The organism is Hyphobacterium sp. CCMP332 (assembly GCF_014323565.1).
Classification (GTDB): domain Bacteria; phylum Pseudomonadota; class Alphaproteobacteria; order Caulobacterales; family Maricaulaceae; genus Hyphobacterium.
Map to the genome: position 1 here is coordinate 1505988 of NZ_CP058669.1, position 25756 is coordinate 1531743.

At 60.8% G+C, this 25756-nt stretch carries 28 protein-coding genes; 20 read left to right on the top strand and 8 right to left on the bottom strand.

The genetic code is table 11. The features are described 5' to 3' along the window. Positions 1-9: 9 nt before the first annotated feature. From HXX25_RS07710 to HXX25_RS07735, 6 genes are all read left to right on the top strand, one after another. The gene (locus HXX25_RS07710; protein WP_187165363.1) at positions 10-963 is read left to right on the top strand and encodes an L-threonylcarbamoyladenylate synthase; all 954 of its coding nucleotides are present in this window, start codon (positions 10-12) and stop codon (positions 961-963) included. After that, complete coding sequence (locus HXX25_RS07715; protein ID WP_187165364.1) at positions 960-2366, top strand: FAD-binding oxidoreductase; 1407 nt, start codon at positions 960-962, stop codon at positions 2364-2366. The genes HXX25_RS07710 and HXX25_RS07715 overlap by 4 nt, the downstream gene beginning before the upstream one ends. 58 nt (positions 2367-2424) lie before the next feature. Then, positions 2425-3216, top strand: a complete 792-nt coding sequence (gene yaaA / locus HXX25_RS07720; protein WP_187165365.1) for a peroxide stress protein YaaA — start codon at positions 2425-2427, stop codon at positions 3214-3216. A 52-nt stretch (positions 3217-3268) separates the two neighbouring features. After that, positions 3269-4069: a 3-hydroxybutyrate dehydrogenase gene (locus HXX25_RS07725; RefSeq protein WP_187165366.1), complete on the top strand. Its 801-nt coding sequence runs from the start codon at positions 3269-3271 to the stop codon at positions 4067-4069. 211 nt (positions 4070-4280) lie between these two features. Then, positions 4281-4541, top strand: a complete 261-nt coding sequence (locus HXX25_RS07730) for a toxin HicA (RefSeq protein WP_187167784.1) — start codon at positions 4281-4283, stop codon at positions 4539-4541. Then, complete coding sequence (locus HXX25_RS07735) at positions 4534-4860, top strand: type II toxin-antitoxin system HicB family antitoxin (protein ID WP_187165367.1); 327 nt, start codon at positions 4534-4536, stop codon at positions 4858-4860. The genes HXX25_RS07730 and HXX25_RS07735 overlap by 8 nt, the downstream gene beginning before the upstream one ends. A gap of 8 nt (positions 4861-4868) precedes the next feature. On the opposite strand, the gene HXX25_RS07740 is transcribed toward HXX25_RS07735, so the two are convergent. After that, on the bottom strand, positions 4869-5471 hold the full coding sequence (locus tag HXX25_RS07740; RefSeq protein ID WP_187165368.1) for an SOS response-associated peptidase: 603 nt from the start codon (positions 5469-5471) through the stop codon (positions 4869-4871). Between the two features lie 64 nt (positions 5472-5535). Between HXX25_RS07740 and HXX25_RS07745 the strand changes: the two genes are divergently transcribed. Together HXX25_RS07745 and HXX25_RS07750 are read left to right on the top strand one after the other, a co-directional pair. Next, positions 5536-5925 (top strand): NUDIX hydrolase, encoded by a 390-nt coding sequence (locus tag HXX25_RS07745; protein ID WP_187165369.1) that lies wholly within the window; start codon positions 5536-5538, stop codon positions 5923-5925. Positions 5926-5957: 32 nt separating this feature from the next. Then, positions 5958-6380: a TIGR02301 family protein gene (locus HXX25_RS07750; RefSeq protein ID WP_187165370.1), complete on the top strand. Its 423-nt coding sequence runs from the start codon at positions 5958-5960 to the stop codon at positions 6378-6380. On the opposite strand, the gene HXX25_RS07755 is transcribed toward HXX25_RS07750, so the two are convergent. The 3 genes from HXX25_RS07755 to HXX25_RS07765 are packed head-to-tail and all read right to left on the bottom strand — an operon-like array spanning position 6377 to position 9443. Then, entirely contained in the window at positions 6377-7144 is a 768-nt protein-coding gene (locus HXX25_RS07755; protein ID WP_187165371.1) for a hypothetical protein, read from the bottom strand. The genes HXX25_RS07750 and HXX25_RS07755 overlap by 4 nt on opposite strands. Further along, on the bottom strand, positions 7144-8487 hold the full coding sequence (locus HXX25_RS07760; protein WP_187165372.1) for a dihydroorotase: 1344 nt from the start codon (positions 8485-8487) through the stop codon (positions 7144-7146). The genes HXX25_RS07755 and HXX25_RS07760 overlap by 1 nt, the downstream gene beginning before the upstream one ends. Then, a complete protein-coding gene (locus HXX25_RS07765) occupies positions 8484-9443 on the bottom strand; it encodes a glycosyltransferase family 9 protein (RefSeq protein WP_187165373.1) in 960 nt (319 codons plus the stop codon). The genes HXX25_RS07760 and HXX25_RS07765 overlap by 4 nt, the downstream gene beginning before the upstream one ends. 55 nt (positions 9444-9498) lie before the next feature. On the opposite strand from HXX25_RS07765, the gene HXX25_RS07770 reads away from it, so the two are divergent. From HXX25_RS07770 to HXX25_RS07795, 6 genes are read left to right on the top strand one after another with little or no spacing between them, the layout of a single operon-like run. Next, positions 9499-10290, top strand: coding sequence for a folate-binding protein YgfZ (locus tag HXX25_RS07770; RefSeq protein WP_187165374.1), 792 nt, complete (start codon positions 9499-9501; stop codon positions 10288-10290). A gap of 45 nt (positions 10291-10335) precedes the next feature. Continuing rightward, a complete protein-coding gene (locus HXX25_RS07775) occupies positions 10336-10929 on the top strand; it encodes a DNA-3-methyladenine glycosylase I (RefSeq protein ID WP_187165375.1) in 594 nt (197 codons plus the stop codon). Then, positions 10929-11159, top strand: coding sequence for a hypothetical protein (locus HXX25_RS07780; RefSeq protein ID WP_187165376.1), 231 nt, complete (start codon positions 10929-10931; stop codon positions 11157-11159). The genes HXX25_RS07775 and HXX25_RS07780 overlap by 1 nt, the downstream gene beginning before the upstream one ends. 25 nt (positions 11160-11184) lie before the next feature. Next, positions 11185-12306: a beta-ketoacyl-ACP synthase III gene (locus HXX25_RS07785; protein ID WP_187165377.1), complete on the top strand. Its 1122-nt coding sequence runs from the start codon at positions 11185-11187 to the stop codon at positions 12304-12306. Next, positions 12303-13421: a beta-ketoacyl-ACP synthase III gene (locus tag HXX25_RS07790; protein ID WP_187165378.1), complete on the top strand. Its 1119-nt coding sequence runs from the start codon at positions 12303-12305 to the stop codon at positions 13419-13421. The genes HXX25_RS07785 and HXX25_RS07790 overlap by 4 nt, the downstream gene beginning before the upstream one ends. A 9-nt stretch (positions 13422-13430) precedes the next feature. Next, positions 13431-14438, top strand: a complete 1008-nt coding sequence (locus HXX25_RS07795; protein ID WP_187165379.1) for a hypothetical protein — start codon at positions 13431-13433, stop codon at positions 14436-14438. 12 nt (positions 14439-14450) lie between these two features. Here the strand turns inward: HXX25_RS07795 and HXX25_RS07800 are convergent, their stop codons facing one another. Together HXX25_RS07800 and HXX25_RS07805 are read right to left on the bottom strand one after the other, a co-directional pair. Continuing rightward, on the bottom strand, positions 14451-14825 hold the full coding sequence (locus HXX25_RS07800) for a hypothetical protein (protein WP_187165380.1): 375 nt from the start codon (positions 14823-14825) through the stop codon (positions 14451-14453). Between the two features lie 53 nt (positions 14826-14878). After that, positions 14879-15721, bottom strand: a complete 843-nt coding sequence (locus HXX25_RS07805; protein ID WP_187165381.1) for a universal stress protein — start codon at positions 15719-15721, stop codon at positions 14879-14881. A 150-nt stretch (positions 15722-15871) separates the two neighbouring features. Here HXX25_RS07805 and HXX25_RS07810 point away from each other — a divergent pair, with 150 nt between their 5' ends. The 6 genes from HXX25_RS07810 (at position 15872) to nadC (ending at position 22066) form a co-directional block, all read left to right on the top strand. Continuing rightward, complete coding sequence (locus HXX25_RS07810; RefSeq protein WP_187165382.1) at positions 15872-16456, top strand: HD domain-containing protein; 585 nt, start codon at positions 15872-15874, stop codon at positions 16454-16456. Further along, entirely contained in the window at positions 16453-17406 is a 954-nt protein-coding gene (locus tag HXX25_RS07815; RefSeq protein WP_187165383.1) for an NAD regulator, read from the top strand. Before HXX25_RS07810 ends, HXX25_RS07815 begins: the two co-directional genes overlap by 4 nt. A gap of 145 nt (positions 17407-17551) precedes the next feature. Next, a complete protein-coding gene (gene nadA / locus HXX25_RS07820; protein ID WP_233346595.1) occupies positions 17552-18685 on the top strand; it encodes a quinolinate synthase NadA in 1134 nt (377 codons plus the stop codon). Further along, a complete protein-coding gene (locus tag HXX25_RS07825) occupies positions 18685-19734 on the top strand; it encodes a hypothetical protein (protein WP_187165384.1) in 1050 nt (349 codons plus the stop codon). The genes nadA and HXX25_RS07825 overlap by 1 nt, the downstream gene beginning before the upstream one ends. Further along, a complete protein-coding gene (locus tag HXX25_RS07830) occupies positions 19731-21224 on the top strand; it encodes an L-aspartate oxidase (RefSeq protein ID WP_187165385.1) in 1494 nt (497 codons plus the stop codon). The genes HXX25_RS07825 and HXX25_RS07830 overlap by 4 nt, the downstream gene beginning before the upstream one ends. Before the next feature lie 8 nt (positions 21225-21232). Then, on the top strand, positions 21233-22066 hold the full coding sequence (gene nadC, locus HXX25_RS07835; RefSeq protein WP_233346596.1) for a carboxylating nicotinate-nucleotide diphosphorylase: 834 nt from the start codon (positions 21233-21235) through the stop codon (positions 22064-22066). Here the strand turns inward: nadC and HXX25_RS07840 are convergent. Then, complete coding sequence (locus tag HXX25_RS07840) at positions 22063-22821, bottom strand: cell wall hydrolase (protein WP_187165387.1); 759 nt, start codon at positions 22819-22821, stop codon at positions 22063-22065. The genes nadC and HXX25_RS07840 overlap by 4 nt on opposite strands. Before the next feature lie 198 nt (positions 22822-23019). After that, the gene (ppdK, locus tag HXX25_RS07845; RefSeq protein WP_233346597.1) at positions 23020-25692 is read right to left on the bottom strand and encodes a pyruvate, phosphate dikinase; all 2673 of its coding nucleotides are present in this window, start codon (positions 25690-25692) and stop codon (positions 23020-23022) included. Between the last annotated feature and the right edge of the window lie 64 nt (positions 25693-25756).

Consider the following 25756-nt stretch of genomic DNA (forward strand, 5'->3'; position numbering starts at 1 on the left):
GGTGCGCATATGACGGCATCCATCCTTCCCGGCGACGACCCGGCCTCCATTGCGGCCGCCTGCCGCCTTCTGCGTGAGGGCGGGCTGGTCGGCATGCCCACTGAAACCGTCTACGGGTTAGCCGCCGATGCCACCAATGGCACCGCCGTCGCGGCATTGTATGCGGCCAAGGGCCGCCCGACATTCAACCCGCTGATCTCGCATGTGACCGGGCTGGACATGGCCGCATCGCTCGGCCGCTTCAATCCGGTCGCGCGCGAACTGGCCCTGGCTTTCTGGCCCGGTCCGCTAACGCTGGTCGTGCCGCGACGGGCCGATTGCCCCGTCAGTGAACTGGCCGGCGCCGGCCTGGAAACCCTCGCCCTACGCGCCCCGGATCATCCCGTCGCACAGGCGCTGATCGCCGCCTTCGGCGGACCACTTGTTGCCCCCAGCGCCAACCCCTCCGGCGGTGTCAGCCCGACACAGGCGGAGCATGTGGCCGACGGTTTGGGCGCGAAAATCGACCTCATACTCGATGGCGGCTCCTGCCGGGTCGGCGTTGAATCCACCGTCATCGGTTTTGACGGGGATCAGGCGCTACTCCTCCGCAAGGGTGGACTGGCCCGCCGCGACATCGAGGCCATCACCGGACCGCTCGGCCGGCCGGATGCGGCCTCCCCCAAAGCCTCTCCCGGCATGCTGAAGAGTCATTACGCGCCGCGCGCTGCACTGCGCCTGAACGCCACAAGCGCCCGCGAGGGCGAAGTCCTGCTCGGCTTTGGGAAGGTCAACGGCGCAAAGTTGAACCTGTCCTTAACCGGCGACTTGCAGGAGGCCGCCGCCCATCTCTTTGCCTGCCTTCGTGAACTCGATGCCAGCGGCGCACAATGTATTGCGGTTTCGCCGATTCCCGATGAAGGTCTGGGCGAAGCCATCAATGACCGCCTGCAACGCGCCGCGGCGCCAAGAGATGCCGAATGATTTCTGCCGATACCCTCAACGCCTTGAAGACCGCGCTTGGCCCCAAGGGCTGGAGCACAGACCCGCATGAACTGGGTCCGCACACACGAGACTGGCGCGGGCGCTGGCAGGGCGAAACGCCGATCCTCCTGAAGCCCTCCTCGACGGAGGAAGTCGCCAGCGTCGTGAAAATTTGTGCCGCGGCCCGCATCGCCATCACTACGCAGGGCGGCAATACCGGCCTCGTCGGCGGCTCCATTCCGCAAGGCGAGGTGCTTTTGTCTCTCGCCCGCATGAACGCCGTGCGTGAGGTCGACATCGCAAACGATTCCCTCACCGTGGAGGCCGGCTGCATTCTTGAGGCAATTCAAAACCTCGCCGCCGACCACAACCGCCTTTTCCCGCTCAGCCTCGGATCCCAGGGCTCGGCCACCATCGGCGGCCTGATCTCGACCAATGCCGGCGGCGTTCATGTTTTGCGCTATGGCATGATGCGCGATCTGGTGCTGGGTATTGAAGCTGTCCTGCCCGATGGCCGGATCTGGAACGGCTTGCGCGGCCTGAGAAAAGACAATTCCGGATATGACCTGAAACAATTGCTCATCGGAGCTGAAGGCACGCTGGGCATTATCACCGCCGCGACGCTCAAACTCTTCCCGCGGCCCGCCGAAATGACCGTCGCCTTTGCCGGAATCCCCTCTCCTGCCGCTGCGGTTGAATTGCTCGGCATCGCAAAAGCCGCCTCCGGCGGCACGCTCTCCGCACTCGAACTCATTCCCCGCAATGCTCTGGAAATGGTGATCGAGCACATTCCCGGCAGCCGCGATCCCCTTGCTGCCCCGCACCCCTGGTATGCCCTGCTGGAAATAGGAGCCGGACGAATCGGTGAAGGCCGCACGGCCATGGAAGCGGCGCTGGAAGCCGGACTGGAGCGCGGCCTTGTCGAAGATGCGGTCATCGCGGAAAGCGAGGCCCAGGCGCTGGCCCTCTGGCAATTGCGCGAACCCATCGCCGAAGCCGAAAAAGCCCACGGCAAAGCCGCCAAGCATGACGTCTCCATTCCGGTCTCGAAAATCGCCGCCTTTATCGAGGAAGGCACTGCCCTTGCCGGGGCGAAGGTTGACGGTGCCGAGGTCATCGCCTTTGGCCATGTCGGCGACGGAAATGTGCATTTCAACGTCGCGCGCAAGACGGCCGGTGCCGGAGAGGATTTCGTCGCCGCCTGCCTGCCGGCCACTGAAGCCATCTATGATCTGGTCCAGAAATATGGCGGGTCGATTGCCGCCGAACATGGCGTCGGCACGCTGAAAGCCGCCGATCTGGCGGCGCGCCGCCCACTCGAGGTCGAGCTGATGACGGCGATCAAATCGGCGCTCGATCCGCAGGGAATCATGAACCCGCGCGTTCTGATACCGGCGCGCTGAACTCGCACCCTTTAATCTCGACCCGCATCAGCCTAAATCTTCGATCAAGGAGATTGCCATGCTTGTTTTACTGTCGCCCGCAAAGCTGATGAATTTCGACGATGTCGCAACGCCGGCACCGACGCAGCCGGAATTACTCGACCGTGCCGCCACACTGTCGAAAACCACCCGCAATCTCACCAAAGCCAAAATCCGGGAGATGATGCATTTGTCGGATGATCTCGCCCAACTGAATTATGAGCGCTTCCGGGCCTTCGATCCCGAAAACACCGACGGAAAGCCCGCCGCGCTGACCTTCGCCGGTGATGTCTATCGCGGCCTGGACGCCAACAGCCTCGATGCCGATAGTCTGAACTGGTCTCAGGATCATGTCCGCATCCTGTCCGGTCTTTACGGCATTCTGCGGCCTTCTGACCGCATCCAGCCCTATCGCCTGGAAATGGGAACCAGGATCAAGACGCGGCGCGGCGAGACACTCTACGATTACTGGGGCAACGATATCGCCAAGGCGCTGAATTCCGCTCTGGAGACGTCACCCACGCGCACCATCGTCAATCTGGCCTCGAACGAATACTTCAAGGCGGTCGACAAAAAGACGCTGGATGCCGACATCGTCGACGTCGCTTTCAAGGAAGAAAAGGACGGCAAATCCCGGCCGCTTTTCATGTTCACCAAGCAGGCGCGCGGCAAGATGGCCCGCTGGATCATCGAGAACCGGATTGTTGATCCGGCGCAACTGAATGCCTTTGACGTCGACGGATATCGGTTTGACCCGGCGGCCTCGAGCGAAGGAAAGCTGGAGTTTTCCCGGCCCCAGCCCGCCCCCAAGGCCGCACAGAAGGCCGCCTGACATCTGAATCTTCAAATGGTGCATTGCAGCAAGTCCTGCTAAGGGCTGATGTATGAGCACGATCCAGACCGACCTCTCCGGCCAGACGGCCGTCATTACCGGCTCCACCAGCGGTATCGGGGCAGCACTCGCAGACGGCCTCGCCGCCAGCGGCGCGAATATCATTCTCAATGGTCTGGGTGACGCGGACGCCATCGAAGCCTTGCGCGCCGACATGGCCAAGCGTCATGGCGTCGAGGTGCGATATCATCCTGCCAACATGCTGAAACCTGAAGAAATTACCGCTATGGTCGGTTTCGGACACCAGGAATTCGGCCGTTTGGATATTCTGGTCAACAATGCCGGCATACAGCACGTCGAAAAGATCGAGAATTTCCCGGACGAGAAGTGGGATGCGATCATCGCCATCAATCTCACCTCCGCCTTCCACTCCATCAAGGCCGTTGTGCCGATCATGAAGGCACAAGGCCGCGGCCGCATCGTCAACATCGCCTCCGCTCATGCCCTCGTCGCCTCACCTTTCAAGTCCGCCTATGTCGCGGCCAAGCACGGCATTATGGGCCTGACCAAAACCGTGGCGCTGGAAGTCGCTGAACACGGCATTACGGTGAACGCCATCTGCCCGGGCTATGTGAGAACGCCGCTCGTCGATGGGCAGATTGCCGACACGGCCAGAGCGCGCGGCATCAGCGAGGAGGCGGTCGTGCGCGATGTCATGCTCACAGCCCAGCCGACAAAGAAATTCGTTGAATATGACGAGCTGGTCGGGCTGATGCTCTATCTGGCCTCTGATGCCGGCGCATCGTGCAACGGCGCGGCCTTCCCGGTCGAGGGTGGCTGGACCGCCGCCTGAGGTTTCGCCCGGGCATCCGGCAACCCCCTGCGCTGTCCTCTCCGTGCTGTCCGCTTGCGTTCGCTTTGAATTGCGCCACGCCATTTTTTGTCGGCTCCTGATTGCCGACTGGAAAAAATGATGCCGGTGAACACAGACACCTGCGCTTGAATGATATCATTATTGACACTATGTTGTGCGGGTGACGTCGTTGGACAAAACCCTGAACCAAATGAAATCCGCGCCGCAGAACGTGCGCTTTTCGGATTTGGCGGCGGTGTGTGCACACCATTTCGGTGAACCACGCCAGCAGGGCACGAGCCATCACGTCTACAAGACACCATGGCCTGGCGACCCGCGGGTGACTATCCAGAAAGCCAGGAACGGCAAGGCAAAAGCCTATCAGGTGAAACAGGTGCTCGCCGCTATCAAAAAGCTGAACGAGCAACAGAAGAAGCGAAAAGAACAACGCAAGGAGAAGGGCGATGATTGACCATAAACAATATGCATATCGGGTCATCTGGTCCGATGAAGACGCTGAGTTCGTCGGACTCTGCGCCGAGCTTCCGAGCTTGTCACATTTGGCTTCGCAGCAATCTGATGCGCTTGAAGGTATCGTCACCCTCGTCGGAGAAATCGTGGCGGATATGGCCGCGAATGGCGAAACCCTGCCCGAACCCCTTAGCGGAAAGCGCTATAGTGGGAAATTCCAGGTCCGCATGCCACCCGAACAACACCGGAATCTGGCGATCAAGGCTGCTGAACAGGGAATCAGCCTGAACAGGCTCGTTTCATCGCTTCTCACAGCCTGACCCGCCGCCTAGGCCGCCGCTACCGTCAGCGTGCCGTCCGGCGCGGGTGCCGCCATTTCCAGCAGCATTTGCGGATCGGCTTCGGGATCGAGCCAGATTTTCTGCGCCTTCTCGTCAAGGACCACCGGCATGCGGTCATGATAATCGGCCGCATCGGCATTCGGCGTGGTCGTCAGCACGGTGAAGGTCAGCTGCTTTTCGCCATCGCCGCGATCACGCGCCTCCCACAGGCCGGCGAAGATCAGGAGCGATCCGTCGGCTTTTGAAAACCGCCACTTCGTCTTCGCCCCCGGCTTGCCCGTCCATTCGTAGAAAGCCACGGCGGGAACAAGGGCACGTTTGCGTTTGAATGCGGCCCGGAACATCGGCTTCTCGGCGACCGTTTCGGCGCGCGCATTGAACATCGGCCGGGTGGGCTTTTCCTTCAACCAGCCGGGTTCCAACCCCCAGCGCATCAATACGACCTTGGTCTGCCCGTCCTGACCGACGGCAATGACCGGGCCGGTATCGCCCGGCGAAAAGTCCGCATCGCGCACAAAATCCGGCACATCCAGCCCGAGCATTTCGCTCAGCGCCTTGGCGTCGACCTCTATGTCATAACGTCCACACATGGGGTGTTCCTGCCGTGATTCCGGTCTAGCTTGGCGCCCAGCACATGATCGTCAAGGATGGAAAATGACCAAGCAAAAGCGACCATTGGCCTGTGTCGGCGTTGTTTGCCGCCGCGGCAATGATGTCCTGCTGATCAAACGCGGGCGCGAGCCGCTGAAGGGCAAATGGTCCATCCCCGGCGGCAAGATCGACTTCGGTGAAGCCGTTCGGGACGCCGCCCTGCGCGAGCTGAAAGAAGAAACCGGCGTCGAAGGGCGGATCACCCGGCTGATCGATGTGGTCGATTCCATCATTGACGGCCAACACTATGTGCTGATCGATTTCGAAGCGGAATGGGTCAGCGGCGAGCCGGTGGCCGATGATGATGCCGCCGCCGCAGAATTCGTGCCCGTGGAAGAGGCGATGCGGCGCGTCAGCTGGGATGAAACCCGCCGCGTCATCACTCCCGCCTAGACCTTGCCGCAATCCTTTGCCAGAGAGTGTCCATGCGCTGGATTGTGATCCTCTGTCTGACCCTGACTGCCCCGGCCCTTGCCCAGCAAAAGCCGGGCACGGGCGCGTCGGCCATGACCGGAAGAGTCACGCAGGATGAGACCGATCCGTTTCGCGATCCGGGCCGCACCCTGCCCTATCTCGCTTATACGCTGGGGCAATTGCACTATCTGGCATTTGCCTGCGAAAGCGATGACACGCAGGAATGGCGCAATCGCATGATCGAGCTGCTCGAACTCGAGGCCCCGCTAAGCGGCAATCGTCGCGAGCGTCTTATTGATGCCTTCAACGATGGCTATCGGGTCGAGGAACGCGCTCGCATTCGCTGCGGCGCGGATGCAGAAGCCGAACGGCGTGACCTCGCCCGCCGCGGCGCGCAAATGAGCCAGGCTCTGCTCAACGAAGTTCTGGACTAGCCGTAATAATCGCCTTCGGCCGCCCGCAGCTTGGATTCTTCCTTGTGCGGCGGAAAGACTTCCAGCTTCACATGCTGGCGGCGATTGGTGGAAATCACGAAAAACCGCTTGTCCGGATAGTCCATCTTGCACTCCAGCATGGCCGAGGTGATGAGGTCGACATTCTTGGTGTCATCGTCCGACATGCCGAAACTGTGCGGCAGATCGCGCCCGTGGGCATCCAGCCCGCGTTCAACGCACATGCGGATCGCCTTGCGCTTCAGGCCCGCTGTGGTCAGGTGCGGTCCCAGCTCATTGCGGACCTCGGTGTTGGAAACGCCAAAAATCGCGATGTAGAGTGGATCTTCGGGTAATTCGCCGGCCTCTTTCAGGATGGCGATGCCTGCCTTGATCGTTTCGCTGGAGTGCTGGCGGGCGGTCACAAAGGCCACCGGCCGCTTCTTCAACACGGCATAACGGAAAATGTCCCAGGAGGGGCCTTTCCAGCCATCGCCCGCCTTCAGCGCCCGGCGGATATCGCGGTGCAGATATTCCTCGCCATTGCGATCTTTGCCATCGGCAAATTCACGAAACGCCCGTTCTGGCGGTGCCGCCCAGTCTTCCCAGTCGCCGGCCACGCCGAGATAGGCCCGGATGCCTTCAAACTCGCGTTGCGACATCGACATCTCTTCACCGGTAACGGTATTCAGCAAATGCACCTTGGTCGGCAGGTGCAGGATGTTCTCGTCAATATCGAAGAAATAGAAACTGGTCCGCTCCGCCATTACGCGGTCTCCTCGGGCAGCGATTCCATGAAGCGGACCGGCGCGCCCTTGCCCTGCGCCAGCAATTCATCGTCGCGCATGATCGTTTGCCCCCGCACAATGGTCGCCATCGGCCAGCCCCTGGCGATCATGCCCGTGAACGGTGACCATCCGCATTTCGAGGCCACCCAGTCTTCGGTGATTTCGCGTTCCGCCTTCAGGTCAACAATGGTGAAATCGGCATCCCAGCCGACCGCCATGCGGCCTTTGCTGGCGATCGCGAATATGCGTTGTGCGCCATGGCTGGTCAGGTCGATAAAGCGTTCAAGGCTCAGCCGGCCTTCGGCCACATGGGTCAGCATCACCGGCACCAGCGTCTGCACGCCGGGCATGCCGGACGGGCTCTGCGGATACGGCCGTTCCTTTTCTTCGCGTGTATGCGGTGCGTGATCGGAACCGACCACATCAAACAATCCCTGATCCACGCCCTTCCACAATCCGGCAACATGATGTGCGTCACGGATGGGCGGATTCATCTGGGCAAAGCCCTTCAGGCGTTCATACGCTTCCGGCGCGACCAGCGTCAGGTGTTGGGGCGTGACCTCACAGCTGGCGATATCGCGATTGTGCTGGAGAAATTCGACCTCTTCGGCGGTCGAGATATGCAGGACATGAATCCGCTTGCCAGTCGCGCGGGCAATCCGCACCAGACGCCGGGTCGACATGATCGCCGCTTCCGCATCGCGGACCTCCGGGTGGCTCGTCCAGTCCCCGTCACGGGCCAGCTTGCGCCGGTCCGCCAGACGGTATTCATCCTCCGAGTGGAAGGCCGCGCGGCGCTTGATCGCGCGCAAAACGCGCTCCACGCCCGCATCGTCCTGCACCAGCAGGGACCCGGTTGACGCGCCCATGAAGACCTTGACGCCGCAACATCCCGGCATCTGCTCCATGATGGTCAGATCCGCGGCATTCTCATTGGTAGCACCGGCATAGAAGGCATGATCGCAATGCATACGATCCTTGGCCCGTGCCAGCTTGTCGATGAGCGCATCCGGATCAGTTGTGGCCGGCTCGGTATTCGGCATCTCGAAAACGGTTGTGACACCGCCCATCACCGCGGCCAGCGATCCCGATTGCAGATCTTCTTTCCATTCCAGCCCCGGTTCCCGGAAATGCACCTGGCTATCAATGACACCCGGCAGCACGGTCAGGCCGGAGGCATCAAACACCTCGCCGGCATCGGCTTGTGACAGATCGCCCATTTTTGCGATTTTGCCGTCGATCACACCGATATCAGCCTTGCCGCGGCCAGCATGATTGGCGACGTCGCCATTACGAATAATCAGGTCATAGGTCTGGGTCATTTTTCTTCCGTCCGTTCCAGTAGCCGGTTTGCAGCCTCCAGCACTGCGCCGACACTCAAATCATCCAGCAGACTGGACGGGTGGTGCCGCCAGTCAGGAAACTGCGTTTTCGTTTCTTCCAGCCCGCGCGGTCCGCGCACGGTCGCACATTGATCACCATAAGGTCCATACAACATCTCGTCCGAAGGACCGAACAGGCCCAGCGTGGGCGTGCCCATGGCCGCCGACATGTGCATCAGGCCGGAATCATTGCCGATAAACAGACGCGCCCGCTCAACAACAGCCGCAACGTCAGAGAGGTATAGCTTTCCGGTCAGATCCATCACGCCATTGTCCGGCAGGGCATTGATGATCGGGATGGCATGGTCTTCGTCCCCGGGGCCGCCGACGATGACGACACCCGCCCCCGCCATGGCCCCTCCTGGCGAAACCAGCGCTTTCACCACCTCCGCGAAATTCGTCGCCGGCCACATCTTGAAGGGCAGGCTGGCAGAGGGGCAGACCGCCAGCCAGTCGCGCCCCGGCGGCATCCAGGCCAGCGCCCGCTCCCGGGCTTCTTCGGCAAGGTATATTTTCGGCGCGGGTGGCGGATCCAGTCTCAGAACACCGGCCGCTTCCCGTACCTTGTGCATTTTGACCTTGGTACTTTTCAGCGGTTTGCGCTGATCCGCGATCAGCAGGTATGAAATGGCGGATCCGCGAAGATCAACCACCAGATCCCAATGCCGCATCACCACACGCCGCCAGAGCCCGAACCAGTGAAGGCCAAAGGGCTTTTTCCGAACGATAATCAGGCGCTCCAGACCGGGCGTGTTTTCCAGCACCGGTTGGGCCAGCGGCCCGCAGGCAATAGTGAATTTCGCTTCTGGCCATTGCCGAACGAGATAGTCGAGCACACCGGAATTGATCACGGCGTCGCCAATGCGCGTAGAGGTGATGAAAAGTATCCGCTTCATCACCTGCGGCTTAAACCATGCCTTGCCCCTTGGCCAGCACAACCGGCAATGCCATATGGCTGCCATGAGCAATCCGGTTTTCCACCTTGCGGACCGTGCCGTTATCAGGATTTGCGGCCCGGACACGCGCGACTTTCTGCAACGCGTCATCACAAATGACCTGAAGCTTTGTGCGTCTGGCACCTTGCAGGCCGGCGCGCTGTTGACGCCGCAAGGCAAGATCATTTGCGACTTCCTGATCCATGGTGAAGACGACGGTGTCGTGCTCGACATCCATGCCGATTCCGCGGAAGCCCTGATCAAGCGCCTGACGCTTTACCGCCTTCGTGCCAACGCCGACATTACGCTGGACAGCAGCGCGTTCGTGGTCGCCGGGACAGGCCTGGCCGATCCGCGATCTCCCCAATTGCCACAGCGCACCATCGCGTCGGACAAACCGGCCGCGGACGGCACAACGCGGCAGGCCGAACTGGAAATTTCAGCCGGCATTCCAGCCTTCGGGCGAGATTATGGCGAGGCAGAGGTTTTCCCGACAGACGTCAATCTCGACCTCTATGGCGGTATTGCCTGGAAGAAAGGATGTTTTATCGGACAGGAAGTCCTGTCGCGGATGAAGCGCCGCGGCACGATCCGCAAACGCACTGTCGCTGTGGCCGCAAATTCAGCCGAACCGGCAATGGGCGACGTCATTACGGCAGGCGATGTGCCACTGGGAAATATCACTTCGTCGGCGGGCAGACATGCGCTGGCGATTCTGCGGCTGGACCGGCTGGACGCCGCCAGTGAAGCGCCAACCCTCAACGGCGAAGCCGTGACAATTTCACCGCCCCCGATTTCGCCGGACTGAATTCCCCCACTCGCCAACGGGACAAGTGGGGTCTAAAGCGGAGCCATGACGGTTACACCGATTTCGCGCTGTCCCTGGGCGCCGGACCACGATCCGCTCTATTCCGCCTATCACGATACGGAATGGGGCGTGCCGGAGTATGATTCGCGCGCGCTCTGGGAAAAGCTCGTTCTCGACGGCATGCAGGCCGGACTGGCCTGGATCACCATTCTCAGGAAACGCGACACCATTCGTGAAGCGTTTAACGGATTTGATCCGGTAAAAGTCGCCGCTTATGATGACCGGGATATGGACCGTCTGCTAGCCAATCCCGGCATCATCCGTTCGGGCGCGAAAATCCAGGCCGCCATTGGCGGCGCCCGCCTCTTCCTCGACATGCAGGAAAACGGCGAGGATTTTGCGGAGTATCTCTGGGCCTATACCGGCGGCAAGCCCCTGCAGAATGAGTGGGAAAGCATGTCCGACGTTCCGGCCAAGACACCTTTGAGCGAAACGATCGCGAAGGACCTGAAGAAGCGGGGTTTCAAATTCTGCGGACCTGTTATCGTTTACGCTTTCATGCAAGCCGTTGGCATGGTCAACGACCACCTTGTTGCCTGCCCGCGCCATTCAGATGTTCAGAAAATGGGAGTGCGCTGATGTTTCGCGGAATGATCTCCATCCTTTCCCTTCTGGCTTTGGCCGGATGCTCGACCCTTGAATGGCCCGGTCGCGATGACGACGACCTGACGGCGCAGGAATTGGGCGACGCAGACTGCCGTCTGGCACGGCCGTCCGATCCGGCAGGGCGGGGCGAATGGGTTTGTGAAAATCCAAGAACCGGCGAAATAGAGCGGCAATCCGAAAATCCGGTTTTCGGAAACGAATAGCGTTGAAACCGAACGGACAGAATTCATGACAAATGCGGTTATCCGGTCCTCGGGTCTCTGGACCCCGCCAGACAGTGTCAGCAATGACGAGTTGGTGGCTTGTTACAATGCGTGGGTCGAGAAGTGGAATGGCGAAAACGCCGATGCCATCGCCGCCGGTCACACCGAGGCGAAATCCCCCTCCTCCTCGGGCTTCATCGAGAAAGCATCCGGCATCAAGGCGCGGTATTCCGTCGACAAGGCGGGCGTGCTCGACATTGACCGCATGCGTCCGCAAGTCCGCCGCCGCGAGGATAGCGAGATATCCATGATGGCCGAGGCGGGTCTGGCCGCCGCGCGCGAAGCGCTGGAAAGCGCTGGGCGCGACCCCAAAGACGTGGACGGTGTCATCTGCTCGGCCACCACCATGCAACGTACCTATCCCTGCATCGCGATCGAGATCCAGCATGCGTTGGGCATTGACGGTTTTGGCTATGATATGAGCGTCGCCTGTTCATCGGGAACATTCGGCCTCATCAATGCGGTCAACGCAATCCAGACCGGGCAGGCCAAATCCGTCCTGCTCGTAACGCCGGAAATCACCACACCGCAGCTGAATTTCCGCGACCGCGACAGCCATTTCATCTTCGGCGACGTCGCCGTCGCCCTCCTCATCGAACGCGATGACATGTCCGCTGATGGCTGGAGCATTCTCGATACGCGCATGAAGACATCCTATTCGAACAATATCCGCTCGAATTTCGGCTTTCTGAATGCCTGCGAAAGTCCGGAACCGGCGTTCGAGGACCGCTATTTCACCCAGGAAGGCCGCCGGGTCTTCAAGGAAGTCTGCCCGATGGTCGCAGAACTGATCAATGATCAGCTGGCCGCAAATGACCTGTCTGCAACCGACATGAAACGCCTCTGGCTTCACCAGGCCAATATCAACATGAATATGATGATTGCGCGGAAAGTCTTCGACCGCGAATTTACGGTCGAGGAGGCCCCCGTCATCCTCGATGAATTTGCCAATACGGCGGGCGCCGGCTCGCTGGTGGCCTTTCATCGCCATGCGGACGGATTTGCCGAAGGCGAAAAAGGTCTCCTGTGTTCCTTCGGCGCAGGTTATTCGATAGGCTCTGTGATCTTGGAGAAACGAGCGGTATGAGAGATTGCGTCATTCGATCGGTCGGCTGGACCGCCCCGGAAGCCAGTATTTCCAATGAGGAACTGGTAAAGGTTTTCAATACCTATGCGGATCGGTTCAACGCCGAAAACGCCGATGCCATTGCGGCGGGAACGCTGGCCGAAATACCCCATTCCAGCGAGAAATTCATCGAGCAGGCTTCAGGCATTCTGAACCGCCATGTTGTTGACAAGGCCGGCCTGATGGATCTCGACCGGATGCGTCCACGTATCCCCCACCGCGAAAAGGAAGCCCTCGCCTATCAGGCAGAGTTCGGGCTTTCGGCAGCAAAAAAGGCACTGGATAAAGCCGGGCGCACGGCGGACGATCTCGACGGCGTCATTGTCGCCTCATCCGCACAGCAGAGAAATTTCCCGGGCGTGTCGGTTGAAATCCAGAATGCGCTCGGCATGACGCGCGGCTGGGCGTTTGACATGACCATGGCCTGCGCCTCGGCCATCTTCGCCATGCAGCAGGCGCGCGAACTGATCCGTACCGGTCAGGCCGATGCGATTCTCATCGTCTGCCCGGAAATCATGAGCGCGATCAACCACTACCGCCGCCGCGAAGTGCACTTCATCTTCGGCGATGCCTCGGCCGCTATTCTTCTGGAAGCCGGTGATCGCGAGCCCGGCGGCTGGGAATTGCAGGGCGTGCGTCTGGAAACGAAATGGTCAAATGCCCTGCGCTCCGATTTCGGCTTCATGAACCACACCGAATTCGAGGATGACGAGCCGTTTGAAGCCTTCGTCGATCAGGACGGTCACCGCGTTTTCCGCGATGTGATCCCCATGGCGTCTGGCGTATCATCAAAGCTGATCGCGGATCTGGGCTATCAGCCGCACGATATCCGCCGCGCCTGGTTGCATCAGGCCAATATCCGGATCGTTCAGGCCGTCGCCAAGAAGGCGCTGGATCGGGAACCGACCGCGGATGTCGCGCCGATCATCCTCAACGAATACGGCAATACCTCGTCATCAAGCGTATTGATGACGTTCGACATGCATTCCAGTGATATGAAGCCCGGCGAGCGCGGCCTGATGTGCGCTTTCGGGGCCGGCTATGGCTGCGGCGCCGCAATCATTCAAAAAAGATAGGGTCACAAGATGAGGCAGGAATTCAAATGGACCGCCGGACTTGCCGCGCTGCTGCTGGCATCGTGCAGCGGTCCGGCAGATACGCCCGCCGAAACTGATGATATGTCGGACGCAGCGGCCACTTCTGACCCGGCTCCGGCCGCGACCGATCTTGCTGCAAACGAAGCGACCGATGACGCCGCCGATGCAGGCGCCCTGCCGGCTACCGATATATCGCTGTCCACACTGGTCTGGATTGACGGCCTGCCGCGGATTGCCGACCGGCGCGTGGTGACACAGCGCGGGCTCTACGATAACCAGCCGGCCTTCGATGGTAATGGCGGCTTGTACTTCACCCGCGAGACCGAAAACAACCAGACCGACATTTTCCGTCTTGATACCGCTAGCGGCGACGCGGTCCCGGTCACACGGACGCCGGATGAGAGCGAATATTCGCCGCGTCCGTCGCCCGACGGCGCTTCGGTCACCTATATTCATCAGGCACCGGGCGGTTATGGCGGCCAGGTGTATCGGCACATGCTGGATGGTTCATCGACCGGCGCTGCCCACGAATACGGCCCTGCCGGCTATTATGCCCTGTCGGCGGACCAGTCACAGATGCTGCTATTCGCCCTGACCGATCCGCTCAGCCTGCGCTGGGTCAATCTGGCTCTGGACATCGAGGCCGAAGTAACGACGGGTCTCGGGCGCGCGCTCTATTCGGCGCCGGACGGTCAGTCGGCCTATTTCACGCTGGAACATCCCGAAGGCGGATACATCATCAATCAGTTCAGCTTTGACGATTCCGCGGTGACGCCGGTTTTCCGCCTGCCCGGCGAGACCGAAGACTATGCCGTTTTCACCAATCCGCAGGGCGAGCTCAGCTGGCTGGCGGCGTCTGACGGCACGCTCTACTATCGCGCCACACAATCAAGCTGGCAGCCGGTCGATGATCTGGCCGCGATGGGTTTGACCGGCATTTCACGCCTGGCCGTGTCACCGGGCGCTGATCAGCTCGCCATTGTCGCCGAAGAATGAAGAATAGAGTCGTCAGACTTTCACGACATCCGTGATTTTATAGGTGAGATCCTCGCCATCCGCTTCGTGGATGGTGAGGTATTCGCCGAGCCGCAGGGCATGATCCCCCAGCCGGTAGACCGGTTCACCCGGTCCTTCATCTTCCTCGTCATAGCGGAAATACCAGTGACTGCCGCGATGCGTCAGCCAGCCATCGGCCTTCTCGGCGTCGTCCGGAGAAAACCGCAATACGGTGCAGTCCTGCTTGTTGGCACGCCAGAGTTCGAGGTCGAGATGTCCCGAAGCATCCAGAGGCGCGACAACGGTATAACCCCGATGGTCATCACCATCGGGATGGCTGGTTCCCGGATTTCGGGTCAGTCTCATCACAACGCGGGACAATACCATTCAAGCCTCCATAAATATCCATAATCTCAGGAGGGAATTAAACATCGGCACCGTCAATGGGCAAGCAGCATTGCCGGACCATCTGACGCAGCCAGAAGCGTCCGGGTCACGCCACCAAACACAAACTCGCGCAGGCGCGAATGGCCATAGGCGCCGGCCACCAGAAGGTCCACACCTTCGGCACCCTGCAAAAGGCGCTCACCGACACTCCCTTCCAATTTATCAATATTGATCATCTCTGCACGTTTTCCGCGGACCGAGAGCCAGTCGAACAGCCGGTCGATCGAGGCCGCCCGCCGATCGCGGTATTCGAGACCGCGCTCGGACTGGAGAATACGCACCTCTTCAGCCGCACCAATGAGCGGCGAGCCGGCATAAATCGCGCGGGCCGCCTCCCGGGACCCGTCCCAGGCAATCGCCACGCTGGCAGGGGGTACATCCTTGTCCTTGCAAACATAGATCGGCGTTTGTTCGTCAATCAGAATGGCGGTCACCAGTTCCGCCAGTGGCCCGTTTCCCGAAGCGGCGTAATGCGACGTCACCACAAGCCGCGCCAGGCGCGTCTCGGCCGCAGCATCTGCCGGTTGATCCGAAATCCGCAGGAATCGGCCACGCACCGCCGTCAGTTCGGCATATTCCAGTGCATCAATGAAGGTATTCTTGGCATTCTCGGCGCTCTTGTCCGATTCCGACTGAATGGAACTCAACGCCCCGGCCATGACGGAAGCTGCGGCACCGCTGGGCCCGGCCCACATCATGAAATCGCTCGGATCAGGCTCCAGCAGAACGGCATCCAGCGTCGCATCAAACCGCGCTGCCAGCCGCGCCGCCGCGCGCGAGGGTATCAGGTCGTACTCATCTCCCTGCAGGGTGACGATGATCCGCTCTTTGGCCATGATGGTCTCCGGGAGCTAACAGACAGGCTTGATCTCGAATGGATCAAGTTTAGGAACTGATAGAAATAGTAGCGGCTGCCTAATCAAGGATAAAGGGAATTGCGAAAGCCAATACACGCAAAGGATGCTCCACCGCGCGCGTGGCAACGCATGCTCTCCGGCCGCCGGCTGGATTTGCTCGACCCGTCGCCACTGGACGTGGAGATTGATGACATTGCCCACGGTCTGGCGCGTGTGGCCCGCTGGAATGGCCAGACCCGCAGCGCTTATGCCTTTTCCGTCGCCGAACACAGCGTGATCGTCGAGAACATTGTCCGGACCCTCTATCCCAGGCTCGATCGGCGCTGGTATCTCGCCGCCCTGCTGCACGATTCATCCGAATATGTGATCGGCGACATGATCAGCCCGTTCAAGGCGGCACTGGGCGTGAACTACCGGGAGTTCGAGGACCGGCTCGAAGCCGCCATCCACATCCGCTTTGGCCTGCCACCGAAGGCCCCCTTGGCCATCAAGCGCAAGATCAAGCGCGCCGACCGGATATGCGCGCACCTGGAAGCGGTACAGATTGCCGGCTTTGGCGAGGATGAGGCGCGGCAGTTTTTCGGTCCGGTGCCGTCAGACATCGATATCGAAATCCGCCCGGTTCCCGCCAACAAGGCCCAGACCCTCTTCCTCTCGCGCTTCCATGAATTGATGGCGGATCTGGAACCGGCAAGAAAGCAGCGCTCCGCATGAGTATTCCACCTGTCGCCGTCGGCCTGAATGCCGTCGTCATGGCGGCAGGTGAGACTGCGCCGCAAGTGCTGGTCGTGCCCCGCGGCGAGGAAGAACCCGCCCTGCCCTTCGGCCCGTTTGATCCGGCCCGGCACCGGACGTTCGAGATCGGCTTGCGCGAATGGGTCAGCGAGCAGGCCCACTTCCAGCTGGGCTATGTCGAGCAACTTTACACATTTGGCGACCGGGGCCGCGAAGCCCCCCTCGCAGACCTTCCGTCGTCAGAAGAAGCCCGGATTATCTCGATTGGTTATCTGGCGCTGACACCGGACACCGCCGATCTGCCCTCAGGCGGTGGCGAATGGCAGAGCTGGTACCGCTTCTTTCCGTGGGAAGACTGGCGCACCGGCAAGCCCGCCATACTCGACGGCCAGATTGAACCGGCCTTGAGACGCTGGATCGACGAAGCGGAAACCGAAGGCCGCCGGGAAGCCCGCCGTGATCGCGCGCGACTGACATTCGGGCTCGACGGCCGCGGATGGAATGAGGAACGCTGCCTTGATCGCTATGAATTGCTCTACAGCTCGGGTCTGATCACCGAGGCCGCACGCGACCGCAGGGAAGCGCAAGGCATGACCGCGGTCAGCCGCTCCATGGCGTCCGACCATCGCCGGATTGTGGCCACAGCCATCAGCCGCCTGCGCGGCAAGATCAAATACCGGCCGGTCGTATTTGAACTGATGCCGGATTTGTTCACCCTGTCGCGCCTGCAACAGGTCGTTGAAAGCATTGTGGGCTTTCCGCTGCACAAGCAGAATTTCCGCCGCGCACTCGACCGCACCGGCTTCGTGGAAGGTACTGGAAAGGTGCTCGCCGGCACGGGCGGCCGCCCGGCTGAACTCTTCCGCTACCGCCGCGATGCTGTGCGCGATACCCAGGCCACCGGCATCACCATTCCGCGCTCGCGATAGTTTACAGCCACCGCCCGTTTCCGGGCTTGACGCCGGACAGGTCGGGGCCTATTTAGGCTCAATAAGAGCAAAAGGCGGCGATCACATTTGGCCGCCTTTCTCTGAACCTTATAAATGCTCAATTTGAGCATAAATGGAGAGACCAATGGACCGTATGGACTGGACCCGCCCCAACTGGCGTTGCGATTCGGAACCGGCGGATCATTCTCCGGAAGAAAAACTGGTTTATGACGACGAGGTCAAAGCGGAGACCGATCATCTCTATGACCGCGTCAAGGACGTCATCCTGCCGGAGGAATGGCCCGCTCACGCCCCGCTGATCGCGGCCATCAACCGCCTCAAGAAAGAGCGTGGCGCGATCATCCTGGCGCACAATTACATGACGCCGGAAATCTTCAACTGCGTCGGCGATCTCTCGGGCGACAGCCTCGCCCTCGCCCGGATGGCCGCTGATGTCGAGGAAGACATCATCGTCCAGGCCGGCGTCCACTTCATGGCCGAAACCGCCAAGATCATGTGCCCGGACAAGACCGTTCTGATCCCGGACATGCGCGCGGGCTGTTCGCTGGCCGAAAGCATCACCGGCGAGGACGTCGCCGCGATCAAGGCGAAATATCCGGACCTGCCCATCGTCACCTATGTCAACACATCCGCCGCCGTGAAGGCCGAGGCCGATGTCTGCTGCACCTCCGGTAATGCCGTTCAGGTCGTGGAATGGGCAGCAAAGGAGTGGGGCACGGACACCGTCATCCTCATCCCGGATGAATTCCTGGCAAAGAATGTCGCCGCCAATACCGATATCCGCATCCTGACCTGGAAAGGCGCCTGCGAGGTTCATGAGCGCTTCACCGCCGAAGATGTCGAAGCGCTGCGCGAAGGCCATCCCGGCGTTGTGGTCCTGACCCACCCGGAAAGCCCGAGCGACGTGGTCGCGGCCGCCGACTATGCCGGATCGACGGCGGGTATGGCGGCCTATGTCAAAAACAACCAGCCGGCCAAGGTCGTCCTCCTGACCGAATGCTCCATGAGCGACAATGTGGCGATCGAGAATCCGGGCGTGAAATTTGTCCGCCCCTGCAATCTCTGCCCGCACATGAAGCGGATCACCTTGCAGAATATCTATGATGCGCTGCTCTATAACCAGTACGAGGTCGAGGTCGACGAGAAAGTCGCCGAACGTGCCCGCGTCTCGATCCAGCGCATGCTCGATCTGCCCAAGCCCGACAGCCCGGCCATGTTCAACAAGGACCGCCCGGCAGTCGCCGTGGAACTGGTCTAATGCGCAATTGGATAATCTTGCTCTGTTTGTTTTTGATGTCGCCGTCCGCCAACGCGCAGGATATCGACAGAAGAGATGATCTACGTATCTGGATGCCAAACTCGTCAGAGTGTGATGCGCCTGATTCCGGCCCAGGATCTTCTCGAGAGCAACCTGCTGAAACGTCAATAGCTACCCTATTGGCACACGCCCGGTCTCGACACGAGAATGGCACAGTCGACGGCCTTATCAATTGCCAATGGGTCCGTGTCAGCGGGCATTTCCGGGCAATAGAATACTGGCACTATGCAGGAAGACTGCATCCGAGCCCGGAAGCTATCTATTCTGGTTCACGTGACAGCCTGTTGATTGAGAGTTTCGCCAATGAAACGCCCAGCAAATTCATGTTGAACGGGACCAATTTTGAGTTGGTCGGATTTTTTTATGATTTGTGTTTTGAAGCCCAAAACATCGAATCCGATGCCGAAGCAAACGGCATTGCATTGATGAACATGGGCGGGCCTTGCCACTACGGAAATCTTGAAGGTTTGATGATTCAGAACGCCGAAATTGTCCAGCAAGACGTTTTGGAGCCAGTTTATTTTCGCGGCGAGGTCAACCGCGGCCTGATTGGTAATGTGCAAGTACTATCGAGCTCGACAGCCGCATATCAAAACGCCCTTGATCAAACCCAGGCTTGGCTGGATTCAATTATTTTCGACGAATATGAGTGGCTGACTTCGCGGAATTTCGGCGATGAAATTTTGCAGATGTGGCTTGAAGACCCGAATGATTGGTCCAGCTTCATCACAGATCCCGAACAGTCTCCCATCAGAAATCTTGGGTCATTGACAGCATCCAATTTTCGAGCGCTGCAAAGCTCTCAACACTTCCTGTATCGAAATCGAATGGAACGAGAAGATCATTATTTCGAGTATGGTTGTGTTTGCACAGCCAACGACTGCGAGAATATATGGCCACTCTATAGCGTTGATCTTGAACCAGGATTCCCGGATCATTTCATTTGTCTGAGTACCGGGCATCGCCGGGAAATCACGGCAATAGAATGACCACCCCCACCCTCATCATCGGAGCCGGGATTGCCGGCCTCTGGACGGCGCTGAAGCTGGCGCCGCAACCGGTTATCCTTGTGACCGGCGCACCGCTGGGTGAAGGCGCGGCCACGGGCTGGGCGCAAGGCGGCGTCGCTGTTTCAGCCGGTCGCGAAGACAGCGCCGAGGCTCACACAAGGGATACGATTGCCGCAGGCGCCGGCCTCACCCGGCGGGATGCGGCCCATGCTCTGGCTGCAGGCATCGGCGCGGAAATCGACGCCCTGCGCGGGCTCGGTGTGCCGTTTGAAACAGATGCGGCCGGCGAACTGGCCATGGGGCTGGAGGCGGCCCACAGCCATCCGCGGATCGCCCACATCAAGGGCGATCAGGCCGGGGCCCTTATTCTGGAAACACTCATCCGGGCTGTCCGCGCTGCTGGTCACATCACCATCCGCGAAAACATGTGGGCGACCGCGCTACTGCCATCGGCAGACGGCGGCTGCGCCGGGGTCGTGGCGCGAGACGCATATGGCCGTCGTCATGAATTGATCGCCGCCCAGACCGTTCTCGCAACGGGCGGCTATGGCGGCTTGTTTGCCGACACGACAAGCCCGCGTGGCGCAACCGGTCAGGCCATGGCCATGGCCGCGCGCCTGGGCGCTGAAATCCGCAATCCCGAATTTGTGCAATTTCACCCCACCGCCATCCGCACGGGGTCCGACCCCCTGCCGCTCGCCACCGAGGCGCTGCGTGGCGATGGCGCGGTTCTGGTGGATCGTGACGGCCACTCCATCACCGCCGGACAAGACCTTGCGGCGCGCGATATCGTCGCCCGCGCCGTCCATCGCGCACTTCAAAGCGGGCGCGGCGCCTTCCTTGATGCGCGTGACGCCGTCGGCGCGCATTTCCCTGAGGCGTTTCCCGGCGTCTTTGCAGCCTGTATGGCCGCCGGCATTGATCCACGGACCACACCCATTCCGATCGCGCCGGCGGCGCACTACACGATGGGCGGCATCGCGACCGACATTGAGGGGCGCACCACGATCGACGGTCTCTGGGCAGTCGGGGAATGTGCCTGCAACGGATTGCATGGCGCCAACCGGCTGGCGTCCAACTCCCTCGCCGAAGGCCTGGTCTTTGGCCATCGGGCGGCGCGGGCGCTCCGCTCGGCAACACGCCCCCGCTTCGCCCCCCTCCCTGCGAGCGAGCCACCCGTCCTGCCGCGCATCGTCCTCAACGGCCTGCGCCGGGCGATGAGCGACCTGGCCGGCGTGATCCGGAGCGAGGCTGGACTGGCCGATCTGCTCAGCCGGATTGATCGTCTGACGACGCGCTTTGGCGAGACCAATGAAATCCTTGTGGCACGCATGGTCACCGAAGCCGCGCTGGACCGCACCGAAAGCCGCGGCGGACATTATCGCGAGGACTATCCACAGAGCCGGGCGCAGGCTATCGACACGGTGTGCAATCCTGCTCACATGGAAAGATTGGTCGCTGCCGAATGATACCGCCCTTGCCCACCGATATTGTCCGGGACGCTGTCCGCCGCGCCTTTGCCGAGGATCTGACCGGCGCAGGAGACGTCACATCGCTGGCCGTCATCCCGGCAGATGCCAAGGCGCGCTTTGAAATCCGCAGCCGCGAGAATGGCATTGTCTGCGGGCTTCAGTCAGCGATGGAGGCCTTCATTCAGGCAGGACCGGATCTGTCTCTGGACGTGCTCGCCCATGACGGTGACCCGGTGGAGCCCGGCGATGTCGTCTTGATTGTCGATGGTCCGGTTCGCGAAATCATGCTCGCGGAACGCACCGCCCTGAACTTTCTCGGACGCCTGAGCGGCATTGCCACCCTCACCCGCCGCTATGCCGATGCCGTGGTCGGGACAAAAGCGAAAATAGTCCATACCCGCAAGACCACGCCGGGCCTGCGCGCCTTCGAGATACAGGCCGTGCGCGCCGGTGGCGGGTCGCCGCATCGCTATAATCTGTCCGACGCCATCCTGATCAAGGACAACCACATCGCCGCCGCTGCCAGTCCCGCGGCGGCTGTCCGCCCGGCACGTGAATATGCCGGGCACATGATGGTGGTCTCCTGCGAGATTGACCGCCTGGAAGATCTCTCCAGCGTCATGAAGGCGGGCGCCGATGTTGTCCTGCTGGACAATTTCACTCTGGAGGATTTGCGCGCCGCTGTTGTTCAGGCCGCCGGCCGCGTCACTCTGGAAGCTTCGGGCGGTGTCAATCTGGACACCGTTGCCGCCATCGCGGACACCGGCGTCGACATCATCTCCGTCGGCGCGCTGACGCACTCGGCACCCAATTTCGATTTCGGACTGGACGCGGTCTAAAGGTCGCGTTCGCGCAGCTCGCGGCGTTCCCGGCTGTTCGGGAAGCGATAGAAGACGTGCACCCCGATCTGGCCGGTCTGGACGAGCGAGTCATTCCAGTGCGGATCAACCGCAGTGGTATGGTAATGCGTGGCGCGGCGGGTGCGGGGTGGGGCAAAGCCGATGGCGACGTGCTCGGCGACCAGCTGCGAACGGCGCCAGGAGCGGCCACGCGGAGTCCGGTTCATCGAGCCATCACAGGTAAAGCTGAACTGACAGCCGGTGGACCGCTCGGAGCCCTCATAGACAACGCCGCAAATCGTATCCGGATAAACCCGGTGATTGACGCGATTCATGATCACTTCCGCCACAGCAGTCTGTCCGGCAAAATTTTCGCCGCGGGCTTCGTAATAAACGGCCTCCGACAGGCAATGAATCTCGGCGGCATCAAAGCGGGCGCGCTGGATGTGTGTGGCGTCAAATGTGCGCAAATCTGCGCCGACGGGGCGCATCAGAACGCGGGCACCCTCGACTTCATCAGCGGCAAGCGTCAGAGAGGCGGCGCGCAAACCATAAGGTGCCGACCAGCCCAGCAAGTCTTCCGACTCGACATGCCGCTCCGCCAGATCGCGCCAATAGGCAGCGTCGTCTTGCGACTGCGCCCGCATGGCGGCCAGCGGCAGAAGCGCGGCACAAAGCACCAGCGTCAGCACGGCAGCTGAAATCCTGACAATGCGCTTCTGCGCACTGGAGAGTTTTGTCACGTCTGCAATCATTCCAGCCCATTCCCGGATCACGTCACGCTTCGTCTATTCTATGCAATTAGATGACCAATCGCTGAATAGAGACAAGTTGAAGCGTGCGGTCGATTATAGCGGCCACCCGGCTACGTCAATCATCTGTCATAATTACAAATGGGTCATTCAAGGCGGCATTTCAACACCGCCAAGTAATCACATCAAGGATTCAGGGGCTTAACCCCGGGCCTTCAGGGCGGCCTGTGCGGCCGCAAGCCGCGCTATCGGCACGCGGTATGGCGAACAGGACACATAATCGAGGCCGACCGAATCACAGAAATGAATCGATGCCGGGTCGCCGCCATGCTCGCCGCAAATGCCCAGTTTCAGACCGGGGCGTGTGGCCCGGCCACGCTCTGCGGCAATCCGGACGAGATCACCGACGCCGGATTGATCCAGCGTCACGAACGGATCCTTCTCGAAAATACCCTGGGCGATGTAATCCGGCATGAACTTGCCGGCATCATCGCGCGACAGGCCGAAGGTCGTCTGCGTCAGATCATTCGTGCCAAAGGAGAAGAATTCGGCCTCCACCGCGATATCATCCGCCCGCAGAGCTGCACGCGGCAATTCGATCATCGTACCGATCAGATAGACCGGCACCGTGCCGCTTTCCGACGCCACTTCATCGGCGATTTTCGCGACGGCGGCTTTCAGGATGGAAAGCTCCTTGGCCGTTGCCACCAGCGGGATCATCACCTCGGCGACCGGCTTGATGCCCGTTTTCTTCTCGACATTGACCTGCGCCTCGAAGATGGCGCGCGCCTGCATTTCATAGATTTCCGGGAAGGTGATGCCCAGACGGCACCCGCGATGGCCCAGCATCGGATTGGATTCCGACAGGGCCTCGGCACGCTGCATCAGCAGGGCCGCGGACAGGCCCGTCGCTTCGGCAACAGCGTGAACATCCTCCTCGGTATGCGGCAGGAATTCATGCAGCGGCGGATCGAGCAGGCGGATCGTGCATGGACGCTCCTCCATGATCTCGAAAATGGATTCGAAATCGGCGCGCTGCATCGGCAGGATCTTGACAAGCGCGGCCACACGGCCGTCCTTGTCATCCGACAGGATCATCTCGCGCACCGCAGCAATCCGGTCCGCGTCAAAGAACATGTGCTCGGTGCGGCAAAGACCGATGCCTTCCGCGCCGAAATCCTTGGCGGTCTGCACATCTGCGGGGGTTTCCGCATTGGTACGGACCTTCATGCGGCGCACCTTGTCGGCCCACTCCATCAGACGGCCGAAATCACCGCTCAGCTCCGGCTTGATCATGTCGATCGCCCCGGCCAGCACTTCGCCGGTCGAGCCATCAATGGTAACGAAATCGCCTTCCTTCACGGTGCGGCCACCGGCGGTGAATTGCTTGGCGGCATAGTCGATGCGGATACCCCCGGCACCGGAGACGCACGGCCGGCCCATGCCGCGCGCCACCACGGCTGCGTGCGAGGTCATCCCGCCGCGCGCCGTGACAATGCCTTGCGCAGCGTGCATGCCGTGAATGTCTTCCGGGCTGGTTTCAATCCGGACCAGAATGACCGGCTCGCCCTTCTTGGCCCGCAATTCCGCCTCATCGGAATCAAACACCACGACGCCCGCTGCCGCCCCCGGAGAAGCGGGCAGGCCGGTCGCCAGCACGTCGCGCTTGGCGTCATCGGCAATGGTCGGGTGCAGCAATTGATCCAGCTGGGCCGGATCCACGCGCATGACGGCTTCTTCCTCGGTGATCAGGCCGGACTCGGCCATATCGACCGCAATCTTCAAAGCCGCCTTGGCGGTACGCTTGCCATTGCGGGTTTGCAGCATCCACAGACGGCCGCGTTCGACGGTGAATTCAATGTCCTGCATGTCGCGGTAATGGCGCTCCAGCACGTCAAACACCGCGGCCAGCTCGTTATAACTGTCCGGCAGGGCTTCCTGCATGGAGGGCTGGGTATCGCCCATCTCCTCGCGCATTTCCTGAGTCAGACATTGCGGCGTGCGGATGCCGGCGACCACGTCCTCGCCCTGCGCATTGATCAGGAATTCACCGTAATAGCTGTTGCGCCCGGTCGACGGGTCGCGCGTGAAGGCGACGCCGGTCGCGGACGTCTCGCCCATATTGCCGAACACCATGGCCTGGACATTGACCGCCGTGCCCCAGTTTTCGGGAATGTCATGCAGTTCGCGATACTTGATCGCGCGCGCCGTCATCCAGCTGTCAAAGACCGCGCCAATCGCGCCCTGCAATTGCTCGCGCGGGTCGGTCGGGAAATCCCGGCCCAGCTCGTCTGCTGCGGCGCGCTTGTATTCGTCCACGATGACCACCCAGTCATCGGCCGACAGCTCGGTATCGAGCGAATAGTCGTTCTCTTCCTTGAACGTCTCCAGGATCTCCTCGAAGATCGAGTGATCAAGGTCCAGAACAACGTCGGAATACATCTGGATGAAGCGGCGATAACTGTCATAGGCAAAGCGCTTGTCGCCTGAGAGTTTCGCCAGACCTTCGGCGGTTTCATCGTTCAGGCCCAGATTGAGGACGGTATCCATCATGCCGGGCATGGAGGCGCGCGCACCGGAGCGCACGGAGACAAGCAGCGGATTCGCCGGATCGCCAAACGCCTTGCCGGTCACGCTTTCCAGATTCTTCAGCGCCGCATCGATTTGCGCGTCGAGCTCGGCGGGATAGGCCTTGTTGTTTTCGTAATAGGCGACGCAAACCGCCGTGGTGATGGTAAAGCCCGGTGGCACGGGCAGGCCCAGCTTGGCCATTTCCGCAAGGTTCGCGCCCTTACCGCCCAGCAATTCCCGCTGGCTGGCATCGCCCTCGCTGGAACCGCCCCCGAATGCATAGACCCACTTTGTCACGCTCATTGCGTCGTCCCTTTTGTCTTCCCCCCTTCGAGGCATTCGTTCCGAATGCACCTCAGGGTGAGGT